Source organism: Sphingomonas metalli, assembly GCF_014641735.1.
In the GTDB taxonomy this organism is placed as follows: domain Bacteria; phylum Pseudomonadota; class Alphaproteobacteria; order Sphingomonadales; family Sphingomonadaceae; genus Sphingomonas; species Sphingomonas metalli.
Map to the genome: position 1 here is coordinate 1 of NZ_BMIH01000006.1, position 14,019 is coordinate 14,019.

Sequence of the window (14,019 nt, forward strand, 5' to 3'; positions counted from 1 at the left end):
CCCAAATGGAGCAGCTTACCACTGGCAGGATTTCTCTCCGCCGCACCGGCACCTATGCCGGCGCTCCCGTGGCCGGGTTTGTCACCGCCCTACACATGAGCGTCGGCTCTTTCCGAAACCCGCCAAACGGGGCAAGTGAATCAGTGGGTCGGCTTTGCGCCCAAATCCGATCGCTTAGTCGCTGCCACGCAAGGCCCGAAAACTGCCGATCCGATCGATAAGTGAGTAGCAGTCTACGAGAGTACGTTTATCACGATGACGCCAACCACGATCAAGCCCATTCCCGCCACCGCGGGAATGTCTAGCTACTGTCACTGAATGATCTACGCGACGGCCGCGACAAGTCCGAAATCGCAGCCCGACCAAGTAGCATATGCTTCGCTATCCGGCTTGTTTGCGTGCTTTTGCCTGTTGGTCGTGCCGGATGGTGGCGGCCGCTGCGCTTGCAGCGCCGCATTCCTATGAGCGCGGGCGCTGGGTTGAGTGAAAGCTCTGGGAGAACATCGTGAGTGAAACGGGAAATATCGAAGTGAAGGACGATGAGCTGCTGGGTTTCGTCCTCCGGTGCTTTCAGTGGTCGAACGCCGATGTCTTTGCGCTAGGCAGGCATGAGAGCATCACTCGCCTTGGAGAGATCGCTACCTTCATCTCTTGGTATGACGGAAGAGGAAAGCGTCCGACGGCGGAAGCCGTGCGCATCGTCCTCCCGCCTTTCGCTGGGCGTGACGCCGCCGTAATGATCGATCAGCTTAAGATGGGGATCAGGCGCGGGCTCGAGCGGTTTGGCGCCCCGGAGGAGGGTATCGACGGCTTCGTCGACAAGACTTTCGACAAGCTGGCGATAGTTCACGCAGCTGATTTCGAGATGACCTCTCTCGACGCGCACTTCGAAGTTATGACGAAGCACGAGGTCCTGATCGTCGGCGAAGCGTCGCATTACCGTTCGTCAGCCTTGGCTCTCGCTCATCCGGGCCGCTCCCTTCCAGAGGACATCTGGTCGGCGCATTTGAAAGAGACAATGCTCTTGGCGGAGCGACGAGCGAAGGCGTCGGAAGCCTACATCGTCCTCGACATTGGTCAGTTCTTTCCAGAGCGAGCAAGGAACATGGAGTTGCTCAGGTCTGCAGGCGACGTCGGTCTCTGCGGGGGGGGGCTACGAGCAGCTTCTCACGCCCGAGCAAGTCATCGCGAAGGTCGAACTTGCATATGACGCCGCCGCGAGCGGCGACATTGGGAAGGCGATGTCGCTGATCGAGGGTGATGCCGATTTCTCAGATCTTCAGAAGTGGGTTCTGAAGCTCGTCGTGCTTGAGCGCGCCAACCTCCGCGACGAGGTGAGCCGGATCCTAGACGAATCCGGCGACATCATATCGGACTTGAGGAGCGAGAATCTTCTAGGGGTCGCGCGGATCGCCGCAGGCGTCGATCGCGACGACTTTGCACAGGATCTAGTCGAGCGGGCCCTGCCGCATCTGATCGCGGCCAACGATCTCGAAGAGGCATTGAAGGTCGCGCGGGACACTCGGCGCCGTCCTCTAATCGAGGCAACCCGCGAGCGGCTGCGCGGGCTCTACCCCAGCTCCGAACTGCTCAAGTCCGTGGACGCCAGGGAGGCTGCTCAAGAAGGAAGATACGGCGAAGCTGCGGGGCTTCTCGAGAAGGCGTCTGACGATCGGGAGCGCGAGATCGGCGAAGTCTTTGGGCTTCTTGCCAAAGGCAATGAAGGCTCAGGGCTTGATGATCCGGGCAAGCTCGCAGCGGACCTTTCGCGAGGGAAGCCGGACTGGCGGTCGGACATCCAGCGCGAAATCATGCTTTCGTTGGAGCGGGCGTCGCGACGGGACGACGCCGTCGAAATGCTGCTTCACGGCGACGTCGCCTGGGACGAGACATGGTTCGTGTTCGCCCGAGGGCTTCTGTCGCGATCGCTCAACTCCGACAGCGGCATCGTTGATCGTGCCGCCATGTCGAGAATGATGGACGTTTGCGCAGCCTTCCTCGCCGAGCACCCGGCGGCAGGCTACGCTCGCACCAGCGTCGCCGACCTGCTGGACGCCGACAACGCCGGAGTGGCGGGCATAGCCGTGATGGTCATGAACGTCGTGGAGAAGGCTCTCCGGCAGCCAGATCCCGTTCCCGGAGCTGAGAAGGAGAGCGCTGGTCTCGACGATATGGGGAGGTTGCCCAAGGCCATGCAGAGGGTGCTTCGCTGGCTCGCGAAGGAAGGTGAGGGCGTCATCGTGCCGGGCAGGCACTTCGTGCCACGCGAGGTGCTTCGCGAGGATCCCGATGCATTCCTGCACGGCATTCTCGTGATGGTTGACCGGCATGCCCCCGAACCCGACGATCCGGTGGAAGAGACTTTGCTGAGGCAGTTCGGGGCGGTCGCGATATCCGCTGCGCCGATGGCGGAGGATCCGGACGCGGATCTGCCGGTACTTCGGGGGACCGCGGTGAAGGCAAGCATGAGCGGACGACCCCAACTTGCGCGCGATATCGCGGAGCTCGTGCTGCTTGTGGCCGGCGACCGCCCGGATAGGCGACGCGCCGCATTCGCTGCGTTCGCGGACATCTATGCGCGTGTAGGGAAATACCGCGAAGCGCTTCTCGTTCTGGCCGCGGCTTTCGAGCTGCCGTCAAGTCGCACCTGGCGGGAGATGTGGGAGGAGCGGAGCGTGCTGCTGCGCATCCTCCGCGATCTGGGAGTCGCTGATGCGGCGGTCGACGTCGTGACGAGCCTTCGAGAGGTGGCCAAAGGCATTCCGGAGGCGAAGGGCTATGGCTCACGCTTGGACACGCTTGAATTGCACGCGCAGTTGCGTCGAAGCCAAGTCGGAGAGAAGGACGCCTGGACCGCCGGTCGTCTTCTGGAGGCAGCGGTGATGAACGCCGAAGCCGTTCTCGAGGCAGGCGACGAAGCTCTTCCGGCTGCGGTCATGCTGCGCCAGCTCGTCGACCGCGCGGAGGAGGAGGGGGTCGAGATACCCGTGGCCGCGACGACGGCGATGGAGAGCCTGAACGACCGCCTTGCGCCGCCCCATCGCACTTTGGTTTCCGCAGCCGGACGCCTGCCGGAGGCGGCCCTCGTGGCCTCCATCGCCGGACGGATCGCGCCAGCGCGATACAACGACGACGTCAGTTACGATCTGCGGCTGGCGCGCACGATGGCCAGTCGGCTTGCGCGCGCAGCTGCTGTGAACGGCGACCCGCTCAGCTTCGCCTACGCGCTGGAAGTGCTCGGCAGCCAAGGAGTGGGCGTCCACGGGACAGGGCCGGAGGTCAAAGCTGCGGAGCGTCTATTGAGCGCTCCCGAACAGCCGCTCGCGGTAGCAACGGAGATCGCTGCGCTCGGCGTTCCTGTCGTGGGCATGGCGCTGGACGGTGACGGGCTCATGATGATGACCGTCGATGCGACCGGTCCGACGCCTCCGGTTGCTGTCGGCAAGGAGGTGTTTGACCCGGCGCAGATCCGCGTCTGGCAGCAGGCGTGGCCCCGGCGCTACGGAAAACCGGGCCTACCGGTAGAACAGTTTCGTGGCGCAACTGACCGGCTCGGGATTCCGACCCTGCCGGAGCGCGCAATCATTCTGTCTGGCGACCTCTCGCCCATGCCTCCGAACGTCCTCACCGTTGGCGACGATCTCGCGGGGACCAGCCGCTCCCTCGCGATGGCACCTTCACTTTCATGGTTGAAGGCGTCGATCCGGTCAGCGCGTGTGGGCGACGGGAGTGCGGCGGCATGGATCCCGGTCGGGGCGGACGGCTACTACATGGACACGCTCAGCCTGATGAGCGGCGAGGTCGAGGATGTGCTCGAGAAGGCCGGAATTCCTCTGCACACGCAATCGGCGGTGCCAATCGAGATGGCATCGGCGGATCTGGCGATCGTGGGTGCGCATGGCGGGCTCGCAGAGAGCAACCGCTTCTTCCAGGGAGTCAGCGACGACAAGGCCCAGCAGACCGACCTGAGGCACATGGTCGATGCGCTCCGCTCTAGCCGCGTGGTCCTCCTCTTCGTTTGCTCCGGCGGCCGCCTCGACCAGCATCCGGAGAGCGGGGGCGTGGTCGGCATCGCCCACCGGCTCCTCGACAAGGGCGTGGATGCGGTCATAAGCCCTGCCTGGCCAATACCGTTCAACATGGTCCGGCCCTGGCTAGGATCGTTTCTTGCGAAGTGGAAGGACGACGTTCCGTTGCTTGACGCCTACGGCGCGGCCAACGCGGAGGTGGCGGCGGCTACCAGCATGGACCTCTCGCGTAGCCTGGCGATGTCGCTCTATGGCAACCCGTTCCTAAAGCGCCTCGGCTGACCGTTTCCAGCCAAAGCAGCCGCTCGGAACCGTCGGCTGGAAGGGCGGAAATGTCCCCACTTTTTGCCAATCCGCGTCCTCTACACCTCGTTCACGGCGACGGATCAGCGTACATGAATGACCGACCGAAGCTGGGAAGCGAGCAGGGCGGCCTGAACGTCCACATGTGGGTCTGCGCGGACGACGGTCGATTGCGAGTGAAGCACCAGATCAGAGTTTTCTCACAAACGATCGATTTTGATCCGCGCCCATGTGAGAACGTCTAGCAGGCGCGGAGCGTGTATCAAAACACATTCTCGATTGCGGTTGGTCGTGTTAGGCACGTGAGATGAGTTTTGAGAAGGTGCCATGCTGATCGGCTATGCGCGGGTGTCGACCCCCGAACAGGATCTGACGCCGCAACTCGACGCACTACGCGAAGCGGGGTGTGAGCGGACCTTCAGCGACAAGGCGAGCGGTGCGAAGGCGAACCGGATCGGCTTGGCCGATGCCCTGTCACACGCTCGCGCCGGCGACGTGCTGGTGGTCTGGAAGCTCGACCGGCTCGGCCGGACGATGAAAGGCCTGGTCGATCTTGCGGCCGAGCTGGCGGAGCGGGGTATCGGCTTCCGCTCGCTGACGGACGGGATCGATACCGCCGGCACCGCCGGCAAGCTCGTCTTCCACATCATGGCGGCCATGGCGGAAATGGAGCGGGACCTGAACCGCGAGCGCACGACGGCCGCACTGATGGTGGCGAAGCGCGAGGGCAGGGTAGGCGGCCGCAAGACAGTGATGACGCCCAAGCGGCTCGAGGCCGCCCGCAAGCTCCTGGCCTCCGGAATGCCGATGCGCGAGATCGCGCCGGCGATCGGCGTCTCGGTCCCGACACTCTACCGCCACCTTCCCGCGCCGGAATAAGAGGCGATCAGCGCGGAAGGGGTATAGCACCGACCGGATCAGTCGGCGTCGAACGCGGTTAGAATGGGGCAGGGGCCTTCCGAGCCCGACCCACATTCATGAGCAAGCCGCTGGAGTGATGCGCGCACGCGCTTCAGCTCCTGGATCTTCGCATCCAGCGCCGCGATCCGCTCGTTGGCAAGCTGGCGTGCCCGAGCGCGATCGTCGGTCGCGTCCAGCGCCACCAGTTCTCCGATCTGCTCCAACGTGAAGCCAGCGGCCTGCGCCGATCGGATGAACCGGAGCCGGCGAACATCGTCTGCTGTGTAGCGGCGAATACCGCCATTCGAGCCCGATCCTTCAGGCCTCTCCGGCGTCTCGAGCAACCCTCTGCGCTGATAATAGCGGACCGTTTCTACACCGACGCCGCCCTCGCGCGCGAGCCCCGCAATTGTCACGTCGGCCATGCCTTGACTCCGTACCATAGTACGGCCCCTATATAGGTGTCGCGAACATGGTGGAGAAGAACATGGCGACCGCGGCGCCCAAGAAGGCAACGATCTACCGCATGGTGATGCCGACGCACACCTGCCCCTACGGCTTGAAGGCAAAGGACCTGCTGCACCGACGCGGCTACGAGGTCGAGGACCATTGGCTGACGACGCGCGAGGAAACCGACGCATTCAAAGCCGAGCACGGGGTCAAAACGACACCCCAGACCTTCATCGGTGGCGAGCGGGTAGGCGGCTACGACGATCTGCGCCGGTTTTTCGGCAAGACCGTGGCCGACCCCAAGGCGGTGACCTACCGGCCGGTCGCGGTTGTGTTCGCGATGACGGCATTAATGGCGCTGGCGGCCAGCTATGCCGTGCTCGGCACACCCTTCACGGTACGCGCCGGTGAGTGGTTCATCGCCTTCTCCATGTGTGTGCTGGCGCTGTTGAAGCTCCAGAACGTCGAGAAGTTCGCGACCATGTTCCTCAACTACGACTTGCTCGCGAAGCGCTGGGTGCCATACTCCTATATCTACCCCTACGCGGAAGGCGCGGCGGGCGTGCTGATGGCGGCCGGCGTATTGACCTGGTTGTCGGTGCCGATCGCGCTGGTGATCGGGACGATCGGGGCGGTCTCGGTCGTCAAGGCCGTGTATGTCGACAAGCGCGAGCTGAAATGCGCGTGCGTGGGCGGTGACAGCAATGTGCCGCTGGGCTTCCTGTCGCTCACCGAGAACGTGATGATGGTCGCCATGGCGATCTGGATGGTGCTGGGCGTCGCGCACTGATCTGGTGCAGCGTCCCGGCGCAGCCTAGAAGGGCCGCATGAGCTTCGGCCGCCTCGCCCGCACACTCGCGCTGCTCCTGCTGGGCGCGATGCTGTTCGTGCGGATGGGCCCAATGTGCGAGGCCATCGCGCAGGCTGCTCCGCCTGCGGAGGCGCATGCCGGAATGGCCGATTGCGATCGAGCGCCGCCCACGCCCGTGAAAAAGGCCCCTTCGGTGGACTGCGTAGGAGCCTGCATCGCGACGGTCCTCGACGTTCACACGTCTCCCGCGCCGCAGCTCGCCGTGCGGACGAACCTGCCCGCACCCGAGCCTCATGCCCTTGTTGGTCGCTCGGGCGGTCCTGCGCCGCCACCTCCTCGAACCGCCTGATCGACGTGGATTCCAATCAATCAGTGCATTCGAGGAAAATTACACATGAAGACCATCAAGTTCATCGGCGCGGCCATCGCGCTCGCTCTCGTTCCCGCCACGGCCTTTGCCGCCGCTGACTGCTGCGCCGGGAAGGAGTGCTGCAAGGATGGCGCCGACTGCTGCAAGGACAAGGACGGCGCGAAGAAGGATTGTTGCGCCGACATGAAGGACATGAAGCACGGCGAGCACGCCGGTCACGACATGTCGGGCATGCAGAAGAAGTAAGCGGAGAGGGAGGCGTTCGCGCCTCCCTTTTTCAATGGCGGGCGAACACTCTGCGGCCGCTCAGCCCAAACGCGATCACGTCATAGGCCTGGGCCTTCATGCCCGGCATTTCCATGCCGGGTGAGCCCATCGGCATTCCGACGACAGCGAGGCCGGTGACGCCCTTCGGATGCGTGGCAAGGGCGCGCTTCATGTCGGCGATCGGGACGTGGCCCTCGAAGGTCATACCGTCGATGATGGCAGTGTGACACGAGGCGAGGTCCTGAGGTACACCGCGTGCCTTCATGAACGCCGGCCGGTTCGCATCGTCGACGACGCGGACGGCGCGGCCGAACTGCGCCTTCACCTGCTGCGCCCATTTCTCGCAACAGGGGCAACCCGGGTCGCGATGCATCAGGACGGGACCTGCAGCGAGAGCCCCCGCAGGGGTAGCGCACGCCAGCGCGGCGGCGAGAAGGCGAAAGCGATCCATATCTGAGTTCCCGGGTGGCCATCCCCCCGCACGGTGACGGGGGGAGGGACGATAGTCGATTACTGGGCGCTCTTGCCATGCGCCCGCAGCCAGGCGTTCAACTCGCCGATCTCGCGGGTCTGCTCTGCGATCGTCTTGGTGGCCATCTGGCGAACCTTGGGATCCTTGGTTTCGCGCAGCACGATACGCGACATGGCGATGCCGCCGCGGTGGTGCTCGACCATCTTGCGGACCCACGTCTCGGTGGCATCCGCACCCATCGCCGACATCATCTTCTGATGCATGTCCATCTCGGCCTGCGGGTACGGGTTCGCCGGCGTCGGCCGCATCATCTGCCCATGGTTCATGCCGGAATGGTCCATGCCCTGCATCTGGGCGACCGCGGGGACCGCGCCGAGGGCGGCCGCGACGGCCAAAATCATCATCTTCTTCATCGTGTCGCTCCTGCGTCAAAGCCCCCGCTCAACAGGGATACGGGCTTCAAACGATTAGCCCTCAAGCGATGTTGCTCAGCGGATCGGCTGAAGCGTGTTGATGCCGACGCTCTCGTCGGTTTCGGGGGGCGGGGGAGGCACCTGCTTGTCGCGATAGGAGGGGAGGTCGGGCGCATTATCGGGCGTCGGGTGCGCCTCGAGCCGAGCGATGTAGCGCTTCATCTGCGCGATCTCGCGGACCTGGGCGTCGATGATCCCGTCTGCGAGCTTGCGCACCTCGGGGTCTTTGATGTGCGCTCGCTCGCTGGTCATGATCGCGATCGAGTGATGCGGGATCATGGCCTTCATATACGCGACGTCGCCGACCGTCTCCTGGCTGCGGACAAGCCACAAGGCGCCGGCGAACACCACGATCGAGGCCGCCACGATGCCGAGATTGGCCTTCCGGTTGGGGTACATGCTCCACATGAAGCCGATCATGATGAGCGCCATCACGGCGCCCATAACGATCGCCATCCATGTCCTGGTCTGGCTGTATTCGACGTGGCTCAGCGCGTAAGTGTTGAGATACATGAGGCCGAACATCACGACCGTCGACGTCACGATCATCGCGGCGAAGCGCCCGTAGCTCATCCCCATAGCGCCGCCCTGTTTGGAATTGGGGTCGTGGTCCATGTCGCGCTCTCCTGTTCGGCCCCACCCACTGAAGGATACGCGGCTCTCTAGCGGACCCCTTGAGCTTTTCTGCGGCGTCGACGGGGCCAGCGCATGAAGAGCAGGATTGCCCCGGCGACGGCGAACACGAGTCCCCCCGCTGCGAAGGCGTTGAGCCACGGCGTGTTGAACCGTTCGTGCTCGGTCCAATCCATGATGTGGAGTCCCCAGAAGAAGTCGTAGAGCCGCCACGTGCCGGTTCGCACCGATGTCAGCCGGCCAGTCTCCGCCGCGACGTAGATGCGGGTTCCGTCGGTGTCGGGGAAGGAAGCACGCCAGGCGGGGAGGGCACCGCGGTACTCGGTGCTGGGGCGCTCGATCCGCTCGACGACGGGCGCCGAACCAGTTTCGCCGCGATACGCCTGCCTTGCGATCAGCGCTGCGGCCGGGCCGTCGACCGGGGGCAGCGGCTTTGCGGTGCGGGCGTCCAGCAAACGCACCTTGCCGTCGCCGAGCTGGGCTTCGACGATCGGCCGCCCCAGCAGCATCCGGTGCTGGAGCTGACGCACCGGCGCTCCGGCCGATGCGAGAAGGGCAGGGACGGGCGCGAAATCCTGAGTGGCGATCAGGGCCGGTTCGACGTTCCGGTCGATCCGGTGATCGCCATGCACGGTGTCGATCGGCAGCAGGCTCATGACGAGCCCGCTGGTGAACCAGACGATCGCCTGCGCCCCGATCAGGAGCGCAAGCCAGCGGTGAACCTTGCTTGCCCCGACATGGAGGCGGAGCCGCGGGCTCAGAACCAGGTCCTCACGCCCGCGACGAAGCTGAAGCCGCCCGTATTGTCACCGCGTGCGCGGGTGAAGCGCGCGGTGTCGCCGAACTGCCGCTCCCACGACACGCCGATGTAGGGCGCGAACTCGCGCCGGCCCTCGTAGCGAAGCCGAAGCCCGGCCTCGAGGTCCGTGAGCCCGGAGCCGGTGCCGGTTTCGGGCACGTCCTGCGCGGAGAAATTGGCCTCCACCCTAGGCTGGAGCACGAACCAGTTGGTGATGCGCTGGTCGTAATAGCCCTCCGCACGGCCAAGCACGTCGCCCTTGTCGGAGAGGAACAATGCGCCCTCCACCTCGAACCAACCGGGGGCCAGCCCCTCGATCCCTACCGTCGCGTAGGTGCGCGAGGGGTTGGGCTTGAAGTCGTAGCGAACGCCCGCCTGAAGGTTCCAGTATGGATCGAGCGCGCGGCTGTAGAGCGCCTGCACCTCGGCCTGTTCGAGCGGCTTGCCGAACGTGCCTTCGCCCTCGCTCTTTAGCGTAAAGCGATTGATGTCGCCCCCGATCCAGGCCTCGCCATCCCAGCGATAGCCGTCGCCACCCTTGCGAGCCTGATATTCGGCGAGATTGAAGAGGATCTGATAGACGGTCATTCCGCCATGCTCGCGGCGTAGATCGTTCTCGCGCGAGCTGGCCATGGCGTCCGCGCCCCAGAAACGATCGGCGAGGTGGTCCCCGGCCGGAGCGGGAGCGGGCTTGTTGCCGGGGGGAAGGTCGGTTCCGACCTTGGCAGCGGGCTGATCGCCGGGCATCGCCATGCCCGGCATCGTGCTCATGTCGTGGCCGGCATGCGGGTCCTGCCCCGCACCTGTCGATGCTGCCATGCCCGGCATAGCAGACATATCGTGACCGGCGTGCGGGTTCTGGGTGGGCGCAGCCTGCTGCTGACCGCTCATATCCATTCCCTGCATCCCGCTCATGTCATGCCCGGCATGAGGGTCGGCAGCCTGCGTCTTCGCCGGTTGCGCGCGCCGCGGCGCGGTGCATCGGACGGGAGCCTTACGCTTAGTCGCGGACTTGGCCGCGGCTTTCGCCTTCGGCTTGGCGGCCGGCTTTGCCGGCATCGTCATGCCCGGCATGTTGTGCATGGAATGGTCCATGGTCTGCCCGAATGCGGGTGTCGCAAGGCCGAGCGGCGCCATACCGGCGAGGAGGAGCGACCGGATCACGCCGCGGCCTCCCCGGCCTTGCGGACCTGGACAACGCGCATCATGCCCGCGTGCATGTGGTAGAGCATGTGGCAGTGGAAGGCCCAGTCGCCTTCCTCGCCGGTCACGTCCCAGCTCACCGTGCCTCCCGGCTGCACCAGCACCGTATGCTTTCGGGGGGCGTAGGCGCCCTTGCCGGTCACCAGGTCGAAGAAGTGGCCGTGGATGTGGATCGGATGTCCCATCATCGTGTCGTTGATGAGCGTCACCCGTACCCGCTCGCCGTGAAGCAGCGTGATCGGGTCGGGGTTCTCCGACAGCTTCTCGCCGTCGAAGCCCCACATATAGCGCTCCATGTTGCCGGTGAGGTGGAGCTTGATCTCCCGCTCCGGTGCGCGTGTGTCCGGGTTGCGGTCGAGCGCCATCAGGTCGCGATAGGTGAGAACGCGATGCCCGACATTCTCCAGCCCCTGCCCGGGATCGCCGGTCCGATCGACCGGCATCGGCGAGATGGTCTGCACGCCCGGTCCCTTTTTAACCTCGGGGGCATTGCTGAAATCGCGCATGGAATGGCTCATGCCGCCCATGTCCATCCCGCCCATCTGATCGCCGTTCATCGCCGGCATCGTGCCGGAGCCATGGTCCATACCGGCCATGGCGCCGCCCTGAGCCTGGCCGTGGTCCATGCCTGCCATGCCGCCTGCCGCGGTGCCGGCCGCGCCGTGGTTCATTTGGGAATGATCCATACCCGGCATTGCGCCGGTGCCCGCGCCATGCCCCATCGCAGCATGGTCCATGCCGGACATCGAACCCGCAGCGCCGCCCATGGCGCCATGATTCATGCCGCCGTGGTCCATCGTGCCATGATCCATGCCGCCCATGCCCATGTCCTTCATGGTCGCGAGCGGGCGCTTGCGGAGCGGGGGCACCTCGGCCGCCATGCCCTCGCGCGGAGCGAGCGTCGCGCGGGCCATGCCGGAGCGATCGATGCTCTCACCGACCAGCGTATAGGCGCGCAGGTCGGGCGGGGTGACGATCGCGTCATAGGTCTCGGCCGGGCCGAACTGGAACTCGTCGATCTCGACCGGGCGCACGTTCAAGCCGTCGGCCGCGACGATCGTCATCGGCAGGCCCGGAATGCGGACGTTGAAGGTGGTCATCGACGAGGCGTTGATGAAGCGCAGCCGCACCCGCTCGCCGGGGCGGAATAGCGCGGTCCAATTGTCCTTGGGGCCGTAGCCGTTGACCAGGTAGGTGTAGACCGAGCCCGTGACGTCGGCGACGTCGGCGGGGTCCATCCGCATCTTGCCCCACTCCAACCGCTCTTTCAGCGACTGATCCTTGCCGGCGAGAAGCCCGGCCAGGGTCTGGCGCTGGCGGTTGAAGTAGCCCGACTCCTTCTTCAACCGATCGAAGAGGTAGTGCGGGTGGTGGAAGCTGTGGTCGGACAGCACGATCACGTGCTCCCGGTCGAACTTCACCGGATCGGGATTCTTCGGATCGATCAGGATCGGGCCGTAGTGTCCCTCCTGCTCCTGAAGCCCGGAATGGCTGTGATACCAGTAGGTCCCGCTCTGGATGATCGGGAACTCGTAGGTGAAGGTCGAGCGCGCCGGAATGCCGGGGAAGGCGATCCCCGGCACCCCGTCCATCTGAAAGGGCAGCAGCAGCCCATGCCAGTGGATCGAGGTTTCCTCGTCGAGCTCGTTGACGACGTGGAGGCGGACGTTCTGTCCCTCGCGCAAGCGGATGAGCGGCGCGGGCACGGTGCCGTTGATGCCGATGGCGTGGCTCTGCCGCCCGTCGATCATCATCATCTGATGCGCGACCTTGAGCGTGATGTCCTCGCCCGACACCGTGGGCAACGGCTTGGCGATGCCGGCGGAGACGGGCTGTGCCCATGCCGGCATATAGGCCGACAAGGCGAGGCCGCCTCCTGCCAGACTGGCACCGCGCAGCACCTGGCGGCGGTCGAGAACGCGCGACATGCAAGCTCCTAAGAATGGGGCCGTGAAAGGGCCGTCGCTTCTTCTACGCGGCCGATCCGTCCAGCCCTCAGCGGTTCCCGAGTTTTTCGAGCAGCCGCGCCCGCGCGCGATACAGGCGGGTTTCGACCGCCTTCTGGCTGATCCCCAGCACCTCGGCCGTCTCGGCCTGGCTCAGGCCTTCGATCGTCCGAAGTACCAAAGGCTCCTTCAGGTTCGCGGGCAAGGTCGAGATGGCGCGGGTCACACGATCGAGTTCCTGCCGATCGCCGGCTGCGTCGTCGATCGGCACCTGTTCGTCGACGATGCTCTGGACCTGTTCGTCGTTCGGCAGCGCGAACGACAGAAACCGGCGCACGGCACGCTTACGCGCCCAATCGCGGCATTTGTTGACGGCGATGGTCGTTAGCCACGCCTGCATCGATCGGTTGGGGTCGTAGCGCGACAAGGCCTGATGCGCGGCCACAAACGCTTCCTGCGTCACGTCCAGCGCTTCGTCGGCATCGCCGAGGAAGGCGCGCGAAAGCCGGAACATCGGCTGCCGATAGCGTCGCACGATCTCGGCGAAAGCGGCTTGTCGGCCGTCGATGCTGAGCGTCGCCAGTTCGCCATCCGACAGCGCGGTCCAATCGAGGCTCACCCCTGGCCGTCGGTGAGCGCCTTCACCACCGCGTCATCGAATTGAGAGGTCTGATCGGGCCGGAGAAGCTGACGCATGGCGAAGATGTGCGCCAGCGTCGCCTTCTGCAGCTCGCCCATCGCGGCATGGCTCTGGTCGACCGCAGCGGCCACCCGCGGACCATTGCCGTGCTCGGCCTCGATCGCCTCGGCAAGGCGGGCATTGGCGGCACGCATCTCCAGCTCGAGGGCGCGGCGTTGCACCGCGAACCGGTCTTCGAGCACCTTCAATCGGGCCTGCTGGTCGCCATCGAGCGCGAGCTTGTGGTGCAGCACCTCGTGGAGCGCCGCACCGGGTTGCTTGGGCTGCGGCAGCAGCGCGCGCCCGATAAAGACACCACCAATCGCTGCCAGGAAGGCGAGCAAGGCGCACAGGACAACCCGCTTGGTCGAGGTCATGGCTCGCCGATCAGCAACGCGGAAGGAGCGAGGGGGGAGGCTCCGCCGAGCGGCGCGAGCGAGACAGCAGGGCTTGCCGTCGCGGGCAGCTCGGCACCGACGATCCCGATACCGAGCGCCGCGGCGGTTATCACACCGATCCCGAGCCCGGCCCCGCGCACGGCGGGGCGGCTGCCGATCCGTGCGAGGATCTGGTCCTCGATACCCTCCAACGCGGCCGGGGCGGGTGCGCCCGCTAGTCGCGCCAATGCTCTGTCTAGATCGTCCATGCTTTCCACTCCGCCCCTCTATCACCGGATACGCATCGC

16 protein-coding genes are annotated in these 14,019 nt (G+C 65.2%); 6 read left to right on the plus strand and 10 right to left on the minus strand.

Features of this window, described 5'->3' with window-relative positions:
* Positions 1-505 precede the first annotated feature (505 nt).
* The 3 genes from IEX18_RS17200 to IEX18_RS17210 all read left to right on the plus strand — a co-directional run bounded on the left by IEX18_RS17200 (position 506) and on the right by IEX18_RS17210 (position 5,210).
* Positions 506-1,210, plus strand: a complete 705-nt coding sequence (locus IEX18_RS17200) for a hypothetical protein (RefSeq protein WP_188660873.1) — start codon at positions 506-508, stop codon at positions 1,208-1,210.
* Between the two features lie 31 nt (positions 1,211-1,241).
* Entirely contained in the window at positions 1,242-4,310 is a 3,069-nt protein-coding gene (locus tag IEX18_RS17205; RefSeq protein WP_188660877.1) for a hypothetical protein, read from the plus strand.
* Between the two features lie 348 nt (positions 4,311-4,658).
* A complete protein-coding gene (locus IEX18_RS17210; RefSeq protein ID WP_114688837.1) occupies positions 4,659-5,210 on the plus strand; it encodes a recombinase family protein in 552 nt (183 codons plus the stop codon).
* 38 nt (positions 5,211-5,248) lie between these two features.
* On the opposite strand, the gene IEX18_RS17215 is transcribed toward IEX18_RS17210, so the two are convergent.
* Entirely contained in the window at positions 5,249-5,656 is a 408-nt protein-coding gene (locus IEX18_RS17215; RefSeq protein ID WP_041043303.1) for a MerR family transcriptional regulator, read from the minus strand.
* Positions 5,657-5,703: 47 nt separating this feature from the next.
* On the opposite strand from IEX18_RS17215, the gene IEX18_RS17220 reads away from it, so the two are divergent.
* The 3 genes from IEX18_RS17220 to IEX18_RS17230 are packed head-to-tail and all read left to right on the plus strand — an operon-like array spanning position 5,704 to position 7,108.
* A complete protein-coding gene (locus IEX18_RS17220; RefSeq protein WP_444544615.1) occupies positions 5,704-6,471 on the plus strand; it encodes a MauE/DoxX family redox-associated membrane protein in 768 nt (255 codons plus the stop codon).
* 37 nt (positions 6,472-6,508) lie between these two features.
* Complete coding sequence (locus IEX18_RS17225) at positions 6,509-6,841, plus strand: hypothetical protein (protein ID WP_133178094.1); 333 nt, start codon at positions 6,509-6,511, stop codon at positions 6,839-6,841.
* 45 nt (positions 6,842-6,886) lie between these two features.
* Positions 6,887-7,108, plus strand: coding sequence for a hypothetical protein (locus tag IEX18_RS17230; RefSeq protein ID WP_058733717.1), 222 nt, complete (start codon positions 6,887-6,889; stop codon positions 7,106-7,108).
* Positions 7,109-7,139: 31 nt separating this feature from the next.
* Here the strand turns inward: IEX18_RS17230 and IEX18_RS17235 are convergent, their stop codons facing one another.
* The 9 genes from IEX18_RS17235 to IEX18_RS17275 form a co-directional block, all read right to left on the minus strand.
* On the minus strand, positions 7,140-7,502 hold the full coding sequence (locus tag IEX18_RS17235) for a DUF411 domain-containing protein (protein WP_184116771.1): 363 nt from the start codon (positions 7,500-7,502) through the stop codon (positions 7,140-7,142).
* Between the two features lie 137 nt (positions 7,503-7,639).
* Complete coding sequence (locus tag IEX18_RS17240) at positions 7,640-8,014, minus strand: DUF305 domain-containing protein (RefSeq protein WP_066779343.1); 375 nt, start codon at positions 8,012-8,014, stop codon at positions 7,640-7,642.
* Between the two features lie 75 nt (positions 8,015-8,089).
* A complete protein-coding gene (locus IEX18_RS17245; protein WP_197420567.1) occupies positions 8,090-8,689 on the minus strand; it encodes a DUF305 domain-containing protein in 600 nt (199 codons plus the stop codon).
* A gap of 47 nt (positions 8,690-8,736) precedes the next feature.
* The gene (locus IEX18_RS17250) at positions 8,737-9,474 is read right to left on the minus strand and encodes a PepSY domain-containing protein (RefSeq protein ID WP_066779346.1); all 738 of its coding nucleotides are present in this window, start codon (positions 9,472-9,474) and stop codon (positions 8,737-8,739) included.
* Entirely contained in the window at positions 9,465-10,643 is a 1,179-nt protein-coding gene (locus IEX18_RS17255; protein ID WP_184116743.1) for a copper resistance protein B, read from the minus strand. The genes IEX18_RS17250 and IEX18_RS17255 overlap by 10 nt, the downstream gene beginning before the upstream one ends.
* A 23-nt stretch (positions 10,644-10,666) precedes the next feature.
* Positions 10,667-12,637: a copper resistance system multicopper oxidase gene (locus IEX18_RS17260; protein WP_066779353.1), complete on the minus strand. Its 1,971-nt coding sequence runs from the start codon at positions 12,635-12,637 to the stop codon at positions 10,667-10,669.
* A 67-nt stretch (positions 12,638-12,704) separates the two neighbouring features.
* The gene (locus tag IEX18_RS17265; protein WP_188660880.1) at positions 12,705-13,274 is read right to left on the minus strand and encodes an RNA polymerase sigma factor; all 570 of its coding nucleotides are present in this window, start codon (positions 13,272-13,274) and stop codon (positions 12,705-12,707) included.
* Complete coding sequence (locus IEX18_RS17270; protein ID WP_041043253.1) at positions 13,271-13,711, minus strand: periplasmic heavy metal sensor; 441 nt, start codon at positions 13,709-13,711, stop codon at positions 13,271-13,273. The genes IEX18_RS17265 and IEX18_RS17270 overlap by 4 nt, the downstream gene beginning before the upstream one ends.
* Positions 13,708-13,980 (minus strand): hypothetical protein, encoded by a 273-nt coding sequence (locus IEX18_RS17275; RefSeq protein WP_093008121.1) that lies wholly within the window; start codon positions 13,978-13,980, stop codon positions 13,708-13,710. The genes IEX18_RS17270 and IEX18_RS17275 overlap by 4 nt, the downstream gene beginning before the upstream one ends.
* Between the last annotated feature and the right edge of the window lie 39 nt (positions 13,981-14,019).